This is a genomic window from Streptomyces sp. NPDC033177 (assembly GCF_055577715.1).
In genome coordinates, this window is the sequence record NZ_JBVIPS010000013.1 from 237,923 (window position 1) to 257,643 (window position 19,721).

General features: G+C 70.0%; 15 protein-coding genes and 3 pseudogenes. 11 read left to right on the top strand and 7 right to left on the bottom strand.

Annotated features, from left to right (window positions below; translation table 11 throughout):
- Nucleotides 1-33 precede the first annotated feature (33 nt).
- The gene (locus ACZ5U5_RS37595) at nt 34-1,227 is read right to left on the bottom strand and encodes a serine hydrolase domain-containing protein (protein ID WP_469030915.1); all 1,194 of its coding nucleotides are present in this window, start codon (nt 1,225-1,227) and stop codon (nt 34-36) included.
- Nucleotides 1,228-1,372: 145 nt separating this feature from the next.
- Here ACZ5U5_RS37595 and ACZ5U5_RS37600 point away from each other — a divergent pair.
- Nucleotides 1,373-1,804, top strand: a pseudogene (locus ACZ5U5_RS37600) (NAD(P)-binding domain-containing protein); the annotation flags it as partial.
- Here ACZ5U5_RS37600 and ACZ5U5_RS37605 read toward each other — a convergent pair.
- The 3 genes and pseudogenes from ACZ5U5_RS37605 to ACZ5U5_RS37615 all read right to left on the bottom strand — a co-directional run bounded on the left by ACZ5U5_RS37605 (nt 1,791) and on the right by ACZ5U5_RS37615 (nt 3,853).
- On the bottom strand, nt 1,791-1,958 hold the full coding sequence (locus ACZ5U5_RS37605) for a hypothetical protein (RefSeq protein WP_469030916.1): 168 nt from the start codon (nt 1,956-1,958) through the stop codon (nt 1,791-1,793). The pseudogene ACZ5U5_RS37600 and the gene ACZ5U5_RS37605 overlap by 14 nt on opposite strands.
- A gap of 31 nt (nt 1,959-1,989) precedes the next feature.
- A complete protein-coding gene (locus ACZ5U5_RS37610; RefSeq protein ID WP_469030918.1) occupies nt 1,990-2,697 on the bottom strand; it encodes a glycerophosphodiester phosphodiesterase in 708 nt (235 codons plus the stop codon).
- Nucleotides 2,698-2,717: 20 nt separating this feature from the next.
- Nucleotides 2,718-3,853 (bottom strand): annotated as a pseudogene (locus ACZ5U5_RS37615) (adenosine deaminase).
- A 231-nt stretch (nt 3,854-4,084) separates the two neighbouring features.
- Here ACZ5U5_RS37615 and ACZ5U5_RS37620 point away from each other — a divergent pair.
- Nucleotides 4,085-4,591 (top strand): DUF4190 domain-containing protein, encoded by a 507-nt coding sequence (locus tag ACZ5U5_RS37620; RefSeq protein ID WP_469030919.1) that lies wholly within the window; start codon nt 4,085-4,087, stop codon nt 4,589-4,591.
- Nucleotides 4,592-4,659: 68 nt separating this feature from the next.
- Here ACZ5U5_RS37620 and ACZ5U5_RS37625 read toward each other — a convergent pair whose 3' ends face one another.
- Nucleotides 4,660-5,241, bottom strand: a complete 582-nt coding sequence (locus tag ACZ5U5_RS37625; protein WP_469030921.1) for an NADAR family protein — start codon at nt 5,239-5,241, stop codon at nt 4,660-4,662.
- Between the two features lie 177 nt (nt 5,242-5,418).
- Between ACZ5U5_RS37625 and ACZ5U5_RS37630 the strand changes: the two genes are divergently transcribed.
- The 8 genes and pseudogenes from ACZ5U5_RS37630 to ACZ5U5_RS37665 all read left to right on the top strand — a co-directional run.
- Entirely contained in the window at nt 5,419-6,921 is a 1,503-nt protein-coding gene (locus tag ACZ5U5_RS37630) for a gamma-aminobutyraldehyde dehydrogenase (protein ID WP_469030922.1), read from the top strand.
- 53 nt (nt 6,922-6,974) lie between these two features.
- Nucleotides 6,975-8,219 (top strand): ABC transporter substrate-binding protein, encoded by a 1,245-nt coding sequence (locus ACZ5U5_RS37635; RefSeq protein WP_469030923.1) that lies wholly within the window; start codon nt 6,975-6,977, stop codon nt 8,217-8,219.
- A gap of 53 nt (nt 8,220-8,272) precedes the next feature.
- Complete coding sequence (locus tag ACZ5U5_RS37640; RefSeq protein ID WP_469030925.1) at nt 8,273-9,433, top strand: ABC transporter ATP-binding protein; 1,161 nt, start codon at nt 8,273-8,275, stop codon at nt 9,431-9,433.
- On the top strand, nt 9,430-10,359 hold the full coding sequence (locus tag ACZ5U5_RS37645; RefSeq protein WP_469030926.1) for an ABC transporter permease: 930 nt from the start codon (nt 9,430-9,432) through the stop codon (nt 10,357-10,359). The genes ACZ5U5_RS37640 and ACZ5U5_RS37645 overlap by 4 nt, the downstream gene beginning before the upstream one ends.
- Nucleotides 10,359-11,162: an ABC transporter permease gene (locus ACZ5U5_RS37650; RefSeq protein WP_469030927.1), complete on the top strand. Its 804-nt coding sequence runs from the start codon at nt 10,359-10,361 to the stop codon at nt 11,160-11,162. Before ACZ5U5_RS37645 ends, ACZ5U5_RS37650 begins: the two co-directional genes overlap by 1 nt.
- A gap of 52 nt (nt 11,163-11,214) precedes the next feature.
- Entirely contained in the window at nt 11,215-12,633 is a 1,419-nt protein-coding gene (locus ACZ5U5_RS37655) for an NAD(P)/FAD-dependent oxidoreductase (protein ID WP_469030929.1), read from the top strand.
- A 132-nt stretch (nt 12,634-12,765) separates the two neighbouring features.
- Nucleotides 12,766-13,242 carry a hypothetical protein gene (locus ACZ5U5_RS37660; protein ID WP_469030931.1) on the top strand — a complete coding sequence of 159 codons (477 nt, stop codon included), beginning with the start codon at nt 12,766-12,768 and terminating at the stop codon, nt 13,240-13,242.
- 247 nt (nt 13,243-13,489) lie between these two features.
- Nucleotides 13,490-14,494: pseudogene (locus tag ACZ5U5_RS37665) on the top strand (chitinase); the annotation flags it as partial.
- Here ACZ5U5_RS37665 and ACZ5U5_RS37670 read toward each other — a convergent pair.
- On the bottom strand, nt 14,482-15,186 hold the full coding sequence (locus ACZ5U5_RS37670) for a phosphatase PAP2 family protein (protein ID WP_469030932.1): 705 nt from the start codon (nt 15,184-15,186) through the stop codon (nt 14,482-14,484). The pseudogene ACZ5U5_RS37665 and the gene ACZ5U5_RS37670 sit on opposite strands and share 13 nt — an antisense overlap.
- A 380-nt stretch (nt 15,187-15,566) precedes the next feature.
- Nucleotides 15,567-16,901, bottom strand: coding sequence for a 4-aminobutyrate--2-oxoglutarate transaminase (gene gabT / locus ACZ5U5_RS37675; RefSeq protein ID WP_469030933.1), 1,335 nt, complete (start codon nt 16,899-16,901; stop codon nt 15,567-15,569).
- Between the two features lie 310 nt (nt 16,902-17,211).
- Between gabT and ACZ5U5_RS37680 the strand changes: the two genes are divergently transcribed.
- Nucleotides 17,212-19,590: a type IV secretory system conjugative DNA transfer family protein gene (locus tag ACZ5U5_RS37680; protein WP_469030934.1), complete on the top strand. Its 2,379-nt coding sequence runs from the start codon at nt 17,212-17,214 to the stop codon at nt 19,588-19,590.
- The last annotated feature ends 131 nt before the right edge of the window (nt 19,591-19,721 follow it).

A 19,721-nucleotide genomic window follows, 5' to 3' on the forward strand; every position in this document is an offset into this window, starting at 1 on the left:
GCCTCGCGCCCCCGGCTCGACCCCTGCCACAGCTCAGCCCCGCTTCATGGCCGTCAGGGCGATCCGCTCGGCGATCGGGTTCATGCCCTCCCCCTTGGCGTCGGTCGCGTTCACCGAGTAGGCGAGGGTCCGTGTGCCGTTCTCGGTGGAGGCGATCATGTTCGTGTAGCCGTAGCGGGAGCCGGTCTTGAGCCAGACCACCGTGCCGTCGTCCAGTTCCATCCGCTGGAGCCCCGCGCCGAACATGGCGTCGGGGACGCCCTGCGCCAGCTTCGGCAGAGTGAACATCTCCCTCAACTGGGGCTCGCGCAGGACCTTTCCGTCGAACAGCGCCTGGGTGAAGGCCTCCAGGTCGGCGGTGGAGGAGATCATGTCGCCCGCCGCGAAGCGGTCGTACTGATCCCACTCGGTGACGTCGACGAGCCGGGTGGTGCCGTCCGGCTGCTTGACGCTCTGGTAACCGCGGTTGTGCGGACCGCGGATGCGGAGCTCGGTCCCGGGGAAGTAGGTGTCGCGCATGTGCAGCGGCTTGAAGATTCGCTGCGCGGCCTGATGGGCGTACGAGTCCCCGGTGACCCGCTCGATGAGCATGCCGAGCACGGTGTAGCCGATGTTGCGGTAGTGCTGCTCGTCGCCGGGGTCGTGCTGGGGCCCCTTGGAGATGGCCGACGCGACGACTTTCCGGTAGGCCAACGTGTCGAAGCGGTGGGCGTATTCGTCGTCGAAGCCGTCACCCGACCGCAAGCCGCTGGTGTAGTTGAGGAGGCTGCGCACGGGGATGGGCTCGAACTTCTTCTTCGGGCCCTGCTGCTCCCGGTCCTGCTGCTTCGGGAACAGCTCCGGCATGTAGTGCTGCACCGGCTTGTCGAGGTCCAGTTCGCCCTCGGCGGCCAGCTGCAGCGCCACGGCTGCCGTCACGATCTTGGTCGTCGATCCGGCGCGGAAACGCCCGTGCGGGTCGGCCTTTCTCCCCGTCACCAGGTCATGTACGCCGGAACTTCCGCGCCAGGTCCCGTCCGTGCCGCCGACGCGGACCAAGGCGGCGGTCGCGTCGGCGTTGGGGAGGCCCTTGATCGCGGCGCGCAGGGCCTTGCCGTCCGGCGCGGGCCCTTGAGAGGAGACCGCCGCGGGCGGGGTGTGTGCCTGTGCCAGGGCGGGGGCGGCAGCGGCGCCGGTGAGGCCGATGACGAGGGCGGCGGCGAGAGCGGTACGAGCGCGGAACGGCACGGTGCGACTCCAGGAGGGCTGCGGCGCGGAAGGTGTGCCGTCCATCCTGGTGAGCCCGTGGGCCGGGCGGATCCTCACTGGGGAGGATGAGGGCCCGGTGAAACCAGAGGGGTCAACACCTACGCGGATCAGGGGTGTTGAAGGGTCGTCCCCTAGGGGGGGCGGCTTCGTCCTGCTCGCCGGGGGCGGCCCCCGTCGGCCGCGCGACGGGACGTCGGCGCCGCGCCCGGAGCGCGTGTCGTCAAGGTGTTCACCCTCTGCCACGTGGACGTGTGGCGGATGGACCCGCCGGTCTTCGACGGCAGGACGCCGGCGGTCACGGTGTGCGGGGACGACGCGTGTGCGCTGGACGCCGTACGGGAACTCGTGAGGGACGCCGGGTGTGTGCCGTTCGCCGCGGGCGGCCTGGTCCGGGCCGGTCCGGTGGAGGCGAGGCGGCGCTGTTCATTGGGCTCTAGGTGGGGGAGGGGCGGACGCGCGGGCCATCGCGCCGCCCCTCGCGTATGCCGCGGGTGCCCCGCGGGCCGAGGCCGGCGCCGTCCCCCTCCCCGGGGCCGTCCCCGTTATTTCGCCATGAGCAGGATGACGAGGACGATGCCGACCAGGAGCGCGATGGTCAGCATGCGGCCTACTGGGTGCCGTGGATTGAGGCGATGGCCGCGATAGCCCCGTTCGTCGCGCTCGTACACGAAGAGCGGCTCTTCGCGCTTGTGGTCGTCGCTGTTCCCCATGCACCACAAGCTAGTTGAGGAAACCGTTCGGCTACGAGAGCGCGCCGTCCGGCCGCATGTCCCGAGCGCGCAGCGCGTGCAGCGTGTCGACGCGGTTGGTCGTGATCGCGTCGACGCCGATGTCGATGAGCCGCCGCATCGAACGCCTCGTGTCCGGCGTCCAGGCCGAGACGAGCAGCCCCTGCCGCTGCACCCGCGTGACCAGCTCGCGGCCGAGCAGCGAGAAGCGGTAGTTGAGCCAGCGCGGCTTGATCGCCTCGAGCACGGCGTGGCGCGGCGGGGCCAGGCTCGTCCAGGTCAGGGCGATCTCGGCGGCGGGATCCGCCGCCCGCACCGCGAGCATCGTCCGGGCGCCCGCGCAGTAGTACACGCGCTCCGACGCCCCGCAGTCGGCGACGGCCCCGACGACCGCGCGCACGGACTCCGGTGTGGCGTCCGGCAGATCCACCATGAGCCGGTGGCCTTCGGTCGCCGCCACGGCGTCCTCCAGGGTGGGCACGCCGTCCTCCGTGAGGCCGCGCACCTCGTCCGCGGAGAGCACGGACAAGGGGCGATCGAGTTCCCACAGGCGTTTGAGGGTCGCGTCGTGCAGCAGGACGGGCACGCCGTCACGGCTGAGACGGACGTCGATCTCCACCGCGTCCGCGCCCCGGTCGAGCGCGGAGCGCAGGGACGGGAGGGTGTTCTCGCGGACGCGGTAGGGATCGCCTCGGTGGGCCACGGCTGTCACGGTGCGCATGGGCCCATTGTGCTGCCGCGCTAGGGGGCGAGCCAGGTCCGCGTGTACGTGTCGATCTCCTCGACGAGCTTCGCCTTGCCCGCCGGGTCGAGGAACGACGCGTCGGCGGCGTTCTTCGCCAGGTCCGCGATGCCCCGCTCGTCGAGGTCGAGGAGGCGGGCGGCGATCGCGTACTCGTTGTTGAGGTCGGTGCTGAACATCGGCGGATCGTCGGAGTTGATGGTGACCGGGACCCCGGCGGCGACGAACTGCTTGATCGGGTGCTCGTCGAGGGTGGCGACGGCGCGTGTCGCGATGTTCGACGTCGGGCAGACCTCGAGCGGGATGCGCTGCTCGGCCAGGTGGGCGAGGAGCTTCGGGTCCTGGGCGGCGCTGGTGCCGTGGCCGATGCGCTCGGCGCGCAGATCGGTGAGGGCGTCCCAGATGGTGCCGGGCCCGGTGGTCTCGCCCGCGTGCGGCACGGAGTGCAGGCCCGCGGCGATGGCACGGTCGAAGTACGGCTTGAACTGCGGCCGCGGTACGCCGATCTCGGGCCCGCCGAGCCCGAAGGAGACCAGGCCCTCGGGGCGCAGCTTGTCGGTGGTCGCGAGCCGGACCGTCTCCTCGGCGGATTCGAGCCCCGCCTCGCCGGGGATGTCGAAGCACCAGCGCAGTACGACACCGAGGTCCGCCTCGGCCGACTTGCGGGCGTCCTCTATGGCGTCCATGAAGGCGCGGTCGTCGATGCCGCGCCGCACGGAGCTGTAGGGGGTGACGGTCAGCTCGGCGTAGCGGATGTTCTGCCGGGCCATGTCACGGGCGATCTCGTACGTGAGCAGGCGTACGTCGTCCGGGGTGCGGACCAGGTCCACGACCGACAGATACACCTGGACGAAGTGGGCGAAGTCCGTGAACGTGAAGAAGTCGGCGAGCGCCTCGATGTCCGTGGGCACCTTGGAGTCGGGGTGCCGGGCGGAGAGGGCCGAGACGATGCGGGGAGATGCCGAGCCGACATGGTGCACGTGCAGTTCTGCCTTGGGCAGTCCTGCGATGAAGGCATGCGGGTCACGTGGCTGGTCTGCGGTGCGGTGGTCGGTCACGGTTTCCTCCCCAGGAACGGAATTGATCGGCTGATCGGTGGGTCAGGATCATCGTAAGTGGCGGGTCCGCGGCCCAGGCGGTGGCCGTAGCATGACGGAACGTATGAAAGAGGTGACGCGAGATGTCCGAGGGGTCGGCAGGGCCGGGCGGGTCCGAGGGGCGTGATCCCTGGGCTCCGCCGGAGGACGCGGCGGGAGGGGTGCCGCTGGAGAAGCAGGACCCGTGGGCAGCGCCCGCTCCTGCGTCTCCAGCACCGTTTCCGGCACCGTCTCCGCCTCCGGGAGGTGTGGCTGGCCAGGGTGAGCCGGTGCCGCCGCCTCCGATCGGGCCGGAGGGGCCGGGGCAGGTGCCCTACGGCTACCCCGGGTTTCCCGGGCCGGGGCCGCAGGGCGGCGGAGCTCCCGGGCCGGGGCCGCAGGGCTACCCCGGATATCCCGGCTACCCGGGCCACCAGGGGCAGGGCCCTCCCGGATACGGCTGGCCCGCGATGCCGATGGCGCCCGCGAACGGGATGGGCGTGGCCGCGCTGGTCCTCGGGATCGTCTCGGCAGCCCTCTTCTGCCTGTGGCCCCTGGCGATCGTGCTCGGCATCCTGGCGATCATCTTCGGGGCGATCGCGCGTGGCAGGGCGCGGCGAGGCGAGGCGACGAACCCCGGACAGGCGCTGGCCGGGATCATCTGCGGGGCCGCGGGCATCGTGCTGGGCGGGGCCCTGCTGGTCGTGCTGATCGTGGTGCCGGACGATGCGTTGGAGGAGGACGGGTCGGCTTCGGAGGGCGGCAGCTATTCGGCCGCCGCGACCGCGGGGCCCTGAACCGTCCTTGCCAAGCCCCCGCCAGAAAAGGACCGCGCCCCGTCGCGAGGCGTGCCGCCAAGCCCCCGCTAGCGGAGACGCTCCCGTGCCTCCATCAGTGCGAAGCCCAGCAAGTTCGGGCCGAGCCACCTCTCCGGGTCCTGGATCCGCTCGTCATCGGCCGCCAGGCCCACGCCCCAGATCCGGTCCATGGGGCTCGCCTCGACCAGTACCCGCGACCCCGTACCGACCAGGAAGGACGAGAGCGCGGGCGTGGACGCGAACTTGTGCACGCTGCCCTCGACCACGATGCCGAACCGCTCGCGCTCCCATATCGCCTCGTCGAAGCCCCTCACAAGCCGCCCCGCCTTCTTCGCCTCGGCGGGCGTACGCGAGGCCAGGACCGCCGCCTCGGCCTCCGCGTCGGAGAAGAGGCGGGCCTTGGCGGCCATCATCCAGTGCTCGGCCGTCCCGTACTCCACGCCGTCCACGGTGAACGGCGACAGCCACCACTGGCTCAGGCAGCTCGAACCGAGCGTCCCGTCCCGCCGCGGGGTGTGCCCCCAGAAGTGCAGATACTTGACCCGTTCCCCCGTACGCACCGCGCGGACCAGCGCGTCCACTGAGTCGATCTTCGTCATGCATGCGATTTTGGCACGCACCACTGACATTCCGTCCTGGGTTTTCCAGGAGGACTCGACACCTGGTCGACAGATTCCGTCGCGTAACCAAAAGGCAACAACGGAATCACTTGTTGGAGTACCACTGCTCTGTCAGGATCGGCACTCAAATCGATCTGGAGCTACGCCGACCCCCGGGAACGGGGGACGACGGCGGAGGAGAGCGTCATGCACAACTTCCAGGCGCAGGACCACTTCGCGGAAGGCGCGCAGTACATCGCGGGACGGCTGACCAAGGGCACCTCGGGGCGCTCCCACGCCGTCGTCGACCCGGCCACCGGCGACGAGATCCACCGGTACGAACTCGCGGGCGAGAAGGACGTCGACGCCGCCGTCAGCGCGGCCGCGCACGCCTTCCCCGAGTGGGCCGGCGCGACCCCCGGCGAGCGCTCCGACGCCATGCACCGCTTCGCGGGCGTACTGGCCGAGCGCGCCGAGGAGTTCGCGCAGGCCGAGTCGCTCCAGTGCGGCAAGCCCATCAAGCTCAGCCGGGAATTCGACGTACCCGGCACTGTCGACAACGCGGCCTTCTTCGCGGGCGCCGCCCGGCACCTCCAGGGCCAGTCGGCCGGCGAGTACTCCGGCGACCACACCTCGTACGTACGGCGTGAGCCCATCGGTGTCGTCGGCTCCATCGCCCCCTGGAACTACCCCCTCCAGATGGCCGCCTGGAAGGTGCTCCCGGCCATCGCCGCGGGGAACACGATCGTCCTCAAGCCCGCCGAGCTCACCCCCTTCACCTCGCTGCTCTTCGCGCAGGCGGCCACCGAGGCGGGCATCCCCGACGGTGTCGTCAACATCGTCAGCGGGGCCGGGCGGGATGCCGGAGAGCGGCTCGTCGGGCACCCCGACGTCGCCATGACCTCCTTCACCGGGTCCACCGGCGTCGGCAAGCGCGTCGCCGAGATCGCCACCTCCACCGTGAAGCGGCTGCACCTGGAGTTGGGTGGCAAGGCGCCGTTCGTCGTCTTCGATGACGCCGATCTCGAAGCCGCCGTGCACGGCGCGGTCGCGGGCGCGCTCATCAACACCGGGCAGGACTGCACGGCCGCCACGCGCGCGTACGTGCAACGTCCGCTGTACGACGCCTTCGTGGAGGGCGTGGCCGAGCTCATGGAGAGCGTCCGGCTCGGTGATCCCTTCGCCGATGACACCGACCTCGGGCCGCTCATCTCGCATGTCCACCGCGACCGCGTCGCCGGTTTCGTCGACCGGGCACGCTCCTACGCGCGCGTGGTCACCGGCGGCGAGGCGCTCGACCACCCCGGGGCGTTCTACAAGCCCACTCTCATCGCCGACGCCGCCCAGGACAGCGAGATCGTGCAGTCCGAGATCTTCGGGCCCGTTCTCGTGGTGCTGCCGTTCGACTCCGACGACGAAGGGATCAGGCTCGCCAACGACACCCCCTACGGACTCGCCGCCTCCGCCTGGAGCCGCGACGTGTTCCGCGCCAACCGGGCGACCCGCGAGATCAAGGCGGGCTGCGTGTGGGTCAACGACCACATCCCGATCCTGAGCGAGATGCCGCACGGCGGATACAAGGCCTCCGGCTACGGCAAGGACATGTCCGCGTACTCCTTCGAGGAGTACACGCAGATCAAGCACGTGATGTTCGACAACACCGCGGTGGTCCGCAAGGACTGGCACCGCACGATTTTCGGGGACCGATAGCCGATAGGCCGCCCGACCAGCGGCCCCATCCTCCCGAAAGGGCAATCAAGCGCATGGAGCAGTACGAGCCCGACCCCCTGTCCCCGGCCCAACTGGCCGCCATGCACCGCAGCCTCAGGAACGGCAGGGCCTCCCTCACCCGCCGTTCCCTGCTGCGGGCCTCCACGAGCGGCGCCCTCGCCATCGGTGGCCTGGGGGCACTCAGCGCCTGCGGGATCCCGGCCGCGAGCAAGGGCCAGGGCGACGTCTCGTCCGAGGACCACTCGGACAAGGAGAAGCGCGTCACCTTCTCCAACTGGACCGAGTACATGGACGTCGACGACGACGAGCGCCGCCCCACCCTGGACGCGTTCACGAAACGCACCGGGATCAAGGTCAAGTACACCGAGGACATCAACGACAACGTCGAGTTCTTCGGGAAGCTCAAGCCGCAGCTCGCGGCGGGCCAGGACACCGGCCGCGACCTCATCTGCGTCACCGACTGGCTCGCCGCCAGGCTCATCCGCTTCGGGTGGGTCCAGAAACTGGACCCCGCCAACCTGCCGCACGCGTACACCAACCTGGCCGCCCAGTTCCGCAACCCGGACTGGGACCCCGGGCGGGCCTACTCGTACCCCTGGACCGGCATCTCCACCGTCATCGCGTACAACAAGAAGGCGACCGACGGCGAAGAGATCACCTCGGTGTCGCAGCTCCTGGACAACCCCAAGCTCAAGGGGCGGGTCGGCTTCCTCTCCGAGATGCGCGACAGCGTCGGCATGACGCTCATCGACATGGGCAAGGACCCGGCGAAGTTCACCGACGACGACTTCGACGCCGCCATCGCCCGCCTCCAGAAGGCCGTCGACAAGAAGCAGATCCGCCGCTTCACGGGCAACGACTACACCTCGGACCTCGACAAGGGCGACCTCGCCGCGTGCCTGGCCTGGGCCGGAGACGTCGTACAGCTGAAGGCCGACAACCCGGACATCGACTTCCACATCCCCGACCAGGGCTACATCACGTCGACGGACAACCTGCTCGTCCCGAACAAGGCACGCCACAAGAGCAACGCCGAACGGCTCATCGACTACTACTACGAGCCCGAGCCCGCCGCGCGTCTCGCCGCGTACATCAACTACGTCTGCCCCGTGGACGGTGTGCGCCCCGAGCTCGCGAAGCTCGACAAGGACGCCGCGAACAACCCGCTGATCCTCCCGGACAAGGAGATGGCCGCGAAGTCGCACGGGTTCCGCTCGCTGACGCCGAAGGAAGAGACGGCGTACGAGGAGAAGTTCGCCAAGCTCACCGGCGCCTGACCCCTCATCACCCTCCCCTCGACTCCCTCGGCCCTAGACCCCCTGGACGCACCATGACGACTGCTACAGAACACGGCGGCGACGTCCGCCTCACCGGGATCAGCAAGACGTACGGCTCCTTCAAGGCCGTACGGCCGCTCGACCTGACCGTGCCGCAGGGCTCCTTCTTCGCGCTGCTCGGCGCGTCCGGCTGTGGCAAGACCACCACGCTCCGCATGATCGCGGGTCTTGAGGAGCCCAGCACGGGCACCGTGCACCTGGGCGAGCAGGACGTCACGGCGCTGCCGCCGTACAAGCGGCCCGTCAACACGGTCTTCCAGTCGTACGCGCTCTTCCCGCACCTCGACATCTTCGAGAACGTCGCCTTCGGCCTCCGCCGGCGCGGCATCAAGTCCGTGAAGGGCAAGGTCGGCGACATGCTCGACCTCGTCCAGCTCGGCGAGCAGGCCCGCAAGAAGCCGCACCAGCTCTCCGGCGGCCAGCAGCAGCGCGTGGCCGTCGCCCGCGCCCTGATCAACCACCCCAAGGTGCTGCTCCTCGACGAGCCGCTCGGCGCCCTCGACCTCAAGCTGCGCCGCCAGATGCAGCTCGAACTCAAGCGCATCCAGACCGAGGTGGGCATCACGTTCATCCACGTCACGCACGACCAGGAGGAGGCCATGACGATGGCCGACCAGGTCGCGGTGATGAACGCGGGTCAGGTCGAACAGCTCGGCGCCCCCGCCGACCTCTACGAGAACCCCCGCACCACCTTCGTCGCCAACTTCCTCGGCACCTCCAACTTCATAGAGGCCGAGATCGCGGGACGCAGCGGCGACGACCTCACCCTCAAGGCGGGCGACGGCAAGCTCACGCTGCCCGCCGCGCGATGTACGGCGCCGACCGCCACCGGCGGCAAGGTCATCCTCGGCGTACGCCCCGAGAAGATCTCCCTCACGCACGCCGACGACGCGGGGGAGATCCCGGCCGGCCGCAACCGCATCACGGGCCGCATCGCCGACAGCAGCTTCATCGGCGTCTCGACGCAGTACGTCGTCAACAGCCCGATCTGCCACGAGTTCGAGGTCTACGCCCAGAACATCGAGCGCGACACCCGCCTGGTCCCCGGCGTCGACGTCGTCCTGCACTGGAACCCCGCCCACACCTTCGGCCTCGACCCGGCCCAGGACATCGAGGCGGGCGTCGAGAAGGTCGAGGAGGACGCCTCCGCATGACGACCACCCTCACCAAGTCGCCCCCGGCGCAGGAGCCGGACGAGGCGCCGCGCAAGGTCCGCAGGCGCGGGCGTCTCGTCCCGTACTGGCTGCTGCTCCCCGGCATCCTCTGGCTCGTCGTCTTCTTCGCGCTGCCGCTCGTCTACCAGGCGTCGACGTCCGTCCAGACCGGCTCCCTGGAAGACGGCTTCAAGGTCACCTGGCACTTCGCCACCTACTGGGAGGCCCTGACCGACTACTGGCCGCAGTTCCTGCGCTCGGTGATGTACGCGGGCTCCGCCACGATCCTGTGCCTGTTGCTCGGCTATCCGCTCGCCTACCTCATCGCGTTCCGCGCGGGCCGCTGGCGCAACCTCATCCTCGTCCTGGTCATCGCGCCGTTCTTCACCAGCTTCCTCATCCGTACGCTGGCGTGGAAGACGATCCTCGCGGACGGCGGCCCCCTCGTGGGCGCCCTCAACTCGCTGCACGTCCTGGACGTCACCAGCTGGCTCGGCGTCACGGAAGGCGACCGGGTCCTGGCCACACCGCTCGCGGTGATCTGCGGACTCACGTACAACTTCCTGCCGTTCATGATCCTGCCGCTCTACACGTCCCTGGAGCGCATCGACGGCCGCCTGCACGAAGCGGCGGGCGACCTCTACGCGAAGCCGTCCACGACCTTCCGCAAGGTGACCTTCCCGCTCTCCATGCCGGGCGTGGTCTCGGGAACGCTGCTCACGTTCATCCCCGCGGCGGGTGACTACGTCAATGCGGATCTGCTCGGCTCCACCGACACCCGCATGGTCGGCAACGTCATCCAGACCCAATTCCTGCGCATCCTGGATTACCCGACCGCCGCGGCCCTTTCCTTCATCCTGATGGCCGCGATCCTCGTCATGGTCACCTTTTACATCCGTAAGTCCGGGACGGAGGATCTCGTCTAATGGCTGCCTTCTTCCGCTGGCTCCGCGGCAAATTCGTCGTCATCGCGGGTTTGCTGACGCTCGCGTATCTGCTGCTGCCGAACGTCGTCGTGACGGTGTTCTCCTTCAACAAGCCGAAGGGGCGCTTCAATTACGCCTGGCAGGAATTCTCGCTCGACGCGTGGAAGGACCCCTGCGGCGTCGCCGACATGTGCGGCTCGCTCAGCCTGAGCCTGCAGATCGCGGCCTGGGCGACGATCGGCGCGACCGTGCTCGGCACGATGATCGCCTTCGCGCTCGTCCGCTACCGCTTCCGGGCGCGCGGCGCGGTCAGCTCGCTGATCTTCCTGCCGATGGCGATGCCCGAGGTCGTCATGGCCGCCTCGCTGCTCACGCTCTTCCTCAACATGGGCGCGCAGCTCGGCTTCTGGACGATTCTCATCGCTCACATCATGTTCTGCCTCAGCTTCGTGGTGACCGCCGTCAAGGCGCGCGTGATGTCCATGGACCCGCGCCTGGAACAGGCCGCACAGGACCTCTACGCGGGCCCCGTGCAGACCTTCCTCCGGGTCACGCTGCCGATCGCCGCGCCAGGCATCGCGGCGGGCGCGCTGCTCGCCTTCGCGCTGTCCTTCGACGACTTCATCATCACGAATTTCAACGCGGGCTCCACCGTGACGTTCCCGATGTTCGTCTGGGGATCGGCACAGCGCGGTACGCCCGTCCAGATCAATGTCATCGGTACGGCGATGTTCCTGGTCGCCGTTCTCCTGGTGCTGGGCGGCATGATCGTCTCCAAGCGCCGCAACAAGCAGGCCAAGTAAGTCAAGTGCGAATCTGCATTCTGCATTCTGCATTCTGAAGGAGTTGGAAATCATGGCCCCAAGCGCCATGACCCGCTGGACCACGTCCCTCTCCGACGCCCAGCCGGTCTCGTACTGGCTGGACGACCCCGGAAAGCCCCGCGCCGAGCCGGCCCTCACCGGTGACGAGCAGTGCGATCTGCTCGTCGTCGGCGGCGGCTACAGCGGCCTGTGGACCGCGCTGATCGCCAAGGAACGTGACCCGGGCCGCGACGTGGTCCTGGTCGAGGGCCGGGAGGCGGGCTGGGCCGCCTCCGGCCGCAACGGCGGCTTCTGTGCCGCGTCCCTCACGCACGGCATCTCGAACGGCCTGTCCCGTTGGCCCGGCGAGATCGCGAAGCTGGAGGAACTCGGCGCCCGCAACCTCGACGAGATCGAGGCGGCCGTCAAGCGCTACTCCATCGACTGCGACTTCGAGCGCACCGGCGAGATCGACGTGGCGACCCAGCCGCACCAGCTCACCGAACTGCGCGAGATGTACGAGGAGATGGCGGAGCACGGCCTCGCGGACGGCTCCGAGCTGCTCGACGCGGACGCCCTGCGTGCGCACGTCGACTCGCCAACCTTCCTCGGCGGCCTCTGGGACCGCGAGGGCGTCGCCATGCTCCACCCGGCGAAGCTCGCCTGGGGCCTCAAGCGCGCCTGCCTGGAGAAGGGCGTACGCGTCTACGAGCACACGCCCGCGCTCCAACTCGCCTCGTCCGGAGCCGGAATGGCCGTACGCACCCCGTACGGCCGCATCCGCGCCCGCCACGTCGCGCTCGCCACGAACATCTTCCCTTCGCTGGTCAAGCGCGTCCGCTCCTACACGGTCCCGGTCTACGACTACGCGCTGATGACGGAGCCGCTGACCGAGCAGCAGCTGGAGTCCATCGGCTGGAAGAACCGCCAGGGCCTCGGCGACAGCGCCAACCAGTTCCACTACTTCCGGCTCTCCGCCGACAATCGCATCCTGTGGGGCGGCTACGACGCGATCTATCCGTTCGGCGGCAAGCTCCGCGCCGAGCACGACCACCGCCCCGAGACGTACGCGAAGCTGGCGGGCCACTTCTTCACCTGCTTCCCGCAGTTGGAGGGGGTCCGGTTCTCGCACGCGTGGGGCGGCGCGATCGACACGTGCTCGCGCTTCTCGGCGTTCTTCGGGACGGCCCACGCGGGGCGCGTCGCGTACGCGGCGGGCTACACCGGCCTCGGGGTCGGGGCCACCCGCTTCGGCGCCGACGTCATGCTGGACCTGCTCTCCGGCGAGCGCACGGAGCGTACGTCCCTGGAGATGGTGCGCACGAAGCCGCTGCCGTTCCCGCCGGAGCCGTTCGCGTGGACGGGCGTGGCCCTCACCAAGTGGTCGCTGGCCCGTGCCGACGAGAACGGCGGCAGGCGCAATCTGTGGCTGAAGACGATGGACAAGCTGGGCCTGGGCTTCGACAGCTGACGCGCGGCGTTGTCCGTCGGCCCTCTGTCGACTGTTCGTCAACAAGTTCCCGAAACCCGCGTAATGCTCCGGCCGGACCTCCCTCTCTCCTGTGACAGGCACAGTCGCCACACAGGAGAGGGAGGTCCCGCCATGACTGGCTCGGGCTCGGGAGCGAAGTCGGCGGTCGAATGGCTGGTGTCGGTGGCGCCGGATCCGGAGGCATGCCGCTGGGAGTGGGAGCGCAATCCCCTGGGGGTCGCGCTCCTGCCCGCGGGCAGGCTCTGGGACGTGCTCATCCTCCCCGGTGAACTCGGCTATCCCACGCTGGACGTCCTCACCCGCTGCATCGACCGCCCAGGCCCGGTGCTCGCCGACTTCGGCGACTCCCGCATGGGGTTCTTCGTGCCGGCGGGCACGGTGGCGCGCTGGGTGGGCACGGGGGTGCGTGGCGCGGGCCGCGGCACGTGGATCGTGGTCCCTTACCCGGGGCGCTCGACGGGCGGGGTCCGGTGGCTCGTCCAGCCGGACGGGTCGGGCACGCTGACGGATCCGGCGGTTCTCGAACTCGCGATGCACGAGGCGGCGGCACAACTGGCCCCGCGGGACGGAGAGTCACCGAATTCTTGACGGGGCCTTGACAACCCTATTGGTCTGGACCAAATTGAGCGACCCACCCTCCATCCCCCCATGCCCGGAGGCAGTCGTGGAGCGTTCCGTACCGCGTTACCTGAGACGTCTTTCCGTGGCCGTGGTCACGGCTTGCGCGCTGGCGGCGTCCGGCCTGCTCGCCACCGAGGCCGCGGCGGGCCCTTCGACGGGTTCCCCGACGGGCTCCCCGGCGGGGCCGGCGCCGAAGGCTGACGCCGCCGCCGAGCACACCCTGGTCGGCTACCTCCACGCCAGCTTCGCCAACGGGTCCGGCTACACCCGGCTCGCGGACGTCCCCGACAGCTGGGACATCATCGATCTAGCCTTCGGCGAACCGACCTCCGCCACGTCCGGCGACATCCGCTTCAGCCTCTGTCCGCAGACCGAGTGCCCCGGCGTCGAGTCCGAGGAGGAGTTCAAGGCCGCGGTCAAGGCCAAGCAGGCAGCGGGCAAGAAGGTCCTGATCTCCATCGGCGGCCAGAACGGCCAGGTCCAGCTGACCACCACCCAGGCCCGCGACACCTTCGTCTCCTCGGTCTCGGCGATCATCGACGAGTACGGACTCGACGGTCTGGACATCGACTTCGAGGGCCACTCCCTCTCGCTGAACGCCGACGACACGGACTTCAAGAACCCGAAGACCCCGTCGATCGTGAACCTCATATCGGCCGTCAAGACCCTCAAGTCCAAGTACGGCAGCGGCTTCACGCTCACGATGGCCCCCGAGACCTTCTTCGTGCAGCTCGGCTACCAGTTCTACGGAACGGGCAAGTGGGGCGGCCAGGACCCCCGCGCCGGCGCCTACCTGCCGGTCATCCACGCCCTGCGCGACGACCTCACGCTGCTGCACGTCCAGGACTACAACTCGGGCCCGATCATGGGCCTCGACAACCAGTACCACTCCATGGGCGGCGCGGACTTCCACATCGCGATGACCGACATGCTGCTCACCGGCTTCCCGGTGGCGGGCGACACGAACAACGTCTTCCCGGCGCTGCCTCCGGAGAAGGTGGCCATCGGCATGCCCGCCTCGGTGAACGCGGGCAACGGCCACGTCCCCACCACGGAGGTCAACAAGTCCCTGGACTGCCTGACCAAGGGCACCAACTGCGGTTCATACGAGACGCACGGCACCTGGCCCGGCCTGCGCGGCCTGATGACGTGGTCGATCAACTGGGACCGTCACAACAACTGGGAGTTCTCGAAGAACTTCGACGGCTACTTCGGCTGATCCGCGTCCGCTGCGAAAGCGTCTGCACGGCGGCCGTACCGAGCGACCACCAGCAGCGCGACCTGCAACACCATCCCGAACAGACACCAACTGGCCACCACGTCCAGCGGCCAGTGATACCCGCGCCGCACGAGGCCGAGCCCGACCCCGAAGTTCAACAGGGCGCAGGCGATGACCAGTTCACGGCGTGCGTACGTGCCGCGCAGGTACGGGAGCAGGAGCAGCGCCGCCCCGCCGTAGGCGACCATGGCGGTGGCGGTGTGGCCCGAGGGGTAGTAGCCGGTGCCGTCCATGCCGGGCGGTCCTGTGCGGCCGATGAGTTCCTTGAGCGGGATCACGAGCACCGGGACCAGGGCCATGGCCACGGCTGCGGCGGCCGGGGCGAGCCACCAGCGGAACGTACCGGCCCGGTGGCCGCGCCAGGACGCGTAGGCGATGGCAGCGGCGAGGAACGGCACGGCGATGGAGACGCCGCCCAGATCGGCGAGGAGTTCGGCGGCGCCGTCCGGCAGGCGGCTTCCGGTGATCCAGGGGCCGAGCCGCTCGTCCGCGTCGCGGAGGGGGCCGTCGGCGAGCACCTGCCAGGTGATGAGCGCGAAGAACAGCGCACAGAGGGAGAAAAGGAAAATGGTCGGCCGCCCCGGAACAGGGGGGGTAGTTCCGAGGCGGCCGTCCTGACCGGTGTGCCGCACGCCCCGGGGGGTTTGGGGCGGGCGGCCATCCGATCGGTGAGGAGTTCCAGAGCCAGTGACTCCGGGTGTGTGCGCGAGGGCACGACCAAGACGGGGCTGGGGAGGCTCCGTCCCGGTGTCGCCCACAGTCCCCTGTGGGCGGGGTGTTTCTCTCATCTGCAGAAACCGTACGTCAGCTGATGGCGGCCCGACAGGCGGAACGGCAACCCGGCATGGGTCCCGCACACGTTCTTCACATGCCCTGCCGGTCACCCCAGGTCACGGGTCTCGCACCGCGCGCTGTACACACACGTCAGGCCATGTGGGGATACATGCGGAGCCGGGATCTTCCCCCTTTGGGGTGATCCCGGCTCCGCCGGACGCTATGCGCCGTACACGTCTCAGACGCCCGAGAAGGCCGCCTCGATGATGTCCAGGCCCTCGTTCAGGAGGTCCTCGCCGATGACCAGCGGCGGCAGGAAGCGCAGGACGTTGCCGTACGTGCCGCAGGTGAGGACGAGCAGGCCCTCCGCGTGGCAGGCCTTGGCGAGCGCCGCGGTCGCCTCGGGGTTCGGCTCCTTGGTGGCTCGGTCCTTGACCAGCTCGATGGCGATCATCGCGCCACGACCGCGGACGTCGCCGACGATGTCGTACTTCTCCGCGATGGCGTTCAGGCGCGCCTTCATCGTGGCCTCGATGGCCTTCGCCTTGCCGTTGAGGTCGAGCTCCTTCATCGTCTCGATGGCGCCGAGCGCACCGGCACAGGCCACCGGGTTGCCGCCGTAGGTGCCGCCGAGGCCGCCGGAGTGCGCGGCGTCCATGATCTCGGCGCGGCCCGTGACGGCGGCGAGCGGCAGGCCGCCCGCGATGCCCTTGGCGGTCGTGATGAGGTCCGGGACGATGCCCTCGTCCTCGCACGCGAACCACTGGCCCGTGCGGCAGAAGCCGGACTGGATCTCGTCCGCGACGAAGACGATGCCGTTGTCGTTGGCGAACTTCACGATCTCGGGCAGGAAGCCCTTCGCGGGCTCGATGAAGCCGCCCTCGCCGAGCACCGGCTCGATGATGATCGCGGCGACGTTCTCCGCGCCGACCTGCTTGCTGATCTGGTCGATGGCCTGCTTGGCGGCCTCGGGACCGGCGTTCTCCTCGCCCGTCGGCCAGCGGTAGCCGTACGCGACCGGAACGCGGTAGACCTCCGGCGCGAACGGCCCGAAGCCGTTCTTGTACGGCATGTTCTTGCTGGTCAGAGCCATCGTGAGGTTCGTACGACCGTGGTAGCCGTGGTCGAAGACGACGACGGCCTGGCGCTTGGTGTGCGCACGGGCGATCTTGACGGCGTTCTCGACGGCCTCGGCGCCGGAGTTGAAGAGCGCGGACTTCTTCGCGTGGTCACCGGGCGTCAGCTCCGCGAGCTGCTCGGCGACGGCGACGTACCCCTCGTAGGGCGTGACCATGAAACAGGTGTGGGTGAAGTCGGCGAGCTGCGCGGTCGCACGGCGTACGACGGCCTCGGCGCTGGCGCCGACGGACGTCACGGCGATGCCGGAGCCGAAGTCGATGAAGCGGTTGCCGTCGACGTCCTCGATGATGCCGCCACCCGCGCGAGCCGCGAAGACAGGCAGCACGGAACCCACGCCACCGGCGACCGTGGCGGTCCGGCGGGCCTGCAGCTCCTGGGACTTCGGCCCGGGAATGGCGGTGACGACGCGGCGCTCCTGCGGAAGTGCGGTCATGGGGTGCTCCTGGGGGTGGGGCGAGGCGGACGCTCGGTGCTTGTCTGCTTGCTTTCGTTGCTGCTTTCTTTCGCAGGTTAGGGGCGGAGGCCGGAGGCGGGCATGCTCCACGGGGGAGTTGTTCGGCGTGGCGGTTGTCCGTGGTGGACATAGCGGGGGAGTGGGCGGGGTGCGGCTTTCGTCCCGGTCGGGAAGCCGGGCCGGGCCGGGTGTTCCCGCAGGCCCCGGCCGCGTATCCGGTGAACTGCCCCTGTGGGGGCACTAGATTGACGGCTGAACCGACAGACCGGCAGGTCAGGGGGCAAGGGCCATGGACTCCGAAGGCACGCACGACGCTCGCGGTACGCACGCCACACCGGTGCCGCGTCCGGCAGGGCCTTCCGTGCCCGCAGCGCCGCCGATGCCCCGGCGGGCGCCCGGCTCCGGCAGCGCATCGTCGGTCGCCGACTGGCTCGCCGCGCCGCGCCCCGAGGCGACCCCCGGCGTCTGGCGCTACGCCTACCGGGCCCCCGTGCCCGAGGCCGAGACCGAGGGCATCAACCGGCGGCTGATCGTCGGCATGGCGATCTCCGCCGTGCTCGGCCTGCTGTTCTGGTCGCTGTGGCGGCAGGGCAGCATCCCGTATCAGTGGGCCCCGCTGAAGCTGTTCACGCCCGGCGACTGGTGGTGGGCCGGCAGCGCCCAGCCCAAGGAGTGGCAGGCCGGGGACGCCCGGATCGTCTACGACGGGATTGTCTTCGGCGCGGTGCTGTACTCGGTGGGACGGCTCGGTGCCTGGCCCGACGCGATCCGGCACTTCGTGGTGCGGCGCCCGCAACCCTCCCGTGCCGTGCTCGCCTCCGTCGCGGCGGTCGGCGTCCTGATCTTCGTCTGGCCGAGCTCCCTCGGGCTCGACGCGCGGCCGCTGCCCGTGGCCGACCCCGTCTTCTCCCTGGTCGCGCTCGTCGCGGGCGGCTACGAGGTCTTCGAGTCGCAGGTCCTCACCGACGTCCTGTACGTCCTGATCACCCTCGCGGTGCTGTGGCCCTTCGCCCGGATCGGCGGCTGGTGGCAGGCGATCCGCGACGGCAGGGCCGCGGCGACGCGCCCGTCCGCCACCCCGCCGCCCCCCGCCGAGGCTCCGGCGCGCGGCCACTGGCCCGAGCTGCGCGCCGCGGGACACGACAAGGCCGCCGACCTGCTCTCCGCCGAGCTGCTCAGCGGACGCATGAACGACGTCGACTGCGCCCGCGTGACCCACGCCTGGCGCACCGCCGCCGCCGACCAGGGCGCGCTCGCCACCTTCGTGGACACGGTCGCCCGGCAGGGCTCCGCCTCCTGGACGCATCCCTCAGGCCAGCGCGACCTGCCCGCCCGCAGCGCCGTGCACGATCTGCTCGTGGGCCAGGTCAGGATCGGCCGCTTCGCGAAGGACGAGCGCAACCCCTACGCCGTGCGCGACGCCGGCGCCGCGCTCGACCCCGCCGTACTCGGCACCTCACTGCTCGCGGTGGGCCCGTCCGGCGCGGGCAAGACCGGACGGCTCATGCGCCCGGTGGCCGAATCGCTCGCCCTGGGCGCCCTCACCGGGCAGTGCGCGGTCGTCGCCGTGTGCGCCGCGGGCACGGCGCTCGGGCCCGACGACGCGTACGACGTCGTGATCAGGCCGGGCGACCCCGCGTCCGTGCACGACATCGACCTGTACGCGGACTGCGCCGACCCGGACGAGGCCGCCGCCTTCCTCGCCGAAGGGCTGATCGGTGACCTCGACGCCGTGGACACCCGGCGCGCAGCCACCAGCCTCGCCCAACTCCTCGGCCCCTACCGCCTCCTCCACGGCCGCTTCCCCTCCGTCCCCGTGCTGCGCGAACTGCTCGAAGGGGACCCCGCCGCGCTCGCCGCCCTCCAGACCGGACTCGCCGCGGACGAGCACACCGCCATGCGCCGCGAACTCGAAGCCCGTATCCGCCAGTCCGGCTCACCCAACGACCCGGGCCCCGCCCTGGCCGACCGGCTCGCCCTGCTCGACCGCCCCGCCTTCGCCGACTTCTTCGACCCCGGCGGCGAAGGGCACCCCTTCTCGATGCGCGCCGTCGCGCACCACCCCCTCCGGGTCAGGGTGGACCTGCCCGAGCACGGGCACGAGGAGGCGTCGAGGCTCCTGGCCAGGCTGCTGCTCGCCCAGTTCTCGTACGTCGCGCGCGGCCGTGCCCGGCGGCCGCACTTCGTCTGCCTGATCCTCGACGACGCCGCGCGCACCCTCACCCCCGAGAGCGTGCGTGCCATCCAGCGCCTGCGGTCCCTGAACGCGGGCGTCGTGCTCGGACTGCGCACGATCGGCGAGGTGCCGGAGCCGCTCCAGGGGCCGCTCTACGCGGCGGTCGGCTGCCGGATGGCCTTCTCCGGCGTGACGACCTGGGACGGACGCCGGTTCACCGAGGCCTGGGGCACCGAGTGGATCGAGACCAAGGAAGTGGCCCAGCACACCGTCTTCGCCGATCAGCCGATGACACGGGCGCTGCACTCGCTGCGCAAACTCGTCACCGGCAAGGCGGTCACGACCGACGCCGTCACCGTGCGCAAGGTCGAGCGCGAACGCTGGTCCGCCTCCGAACTGGCCCACTCCCTGCCTCCGGGCCACGCGGTGCTCTCCCTGACCGACGTACGGGGCGAGCACGCGCCACCGTTGCTGGTGGACCTCCGGGGTTAGTCACCGGGGAGTAGGTAGGGGACGCACGTACGGGGTATTCGGTCCCGTACGTACCGTACGGTGAGGCAGAATCGGCACAGGTCGTTCATACGTACCGGCTAAAAGATCCACACCTCGGCCGGGATCCGACG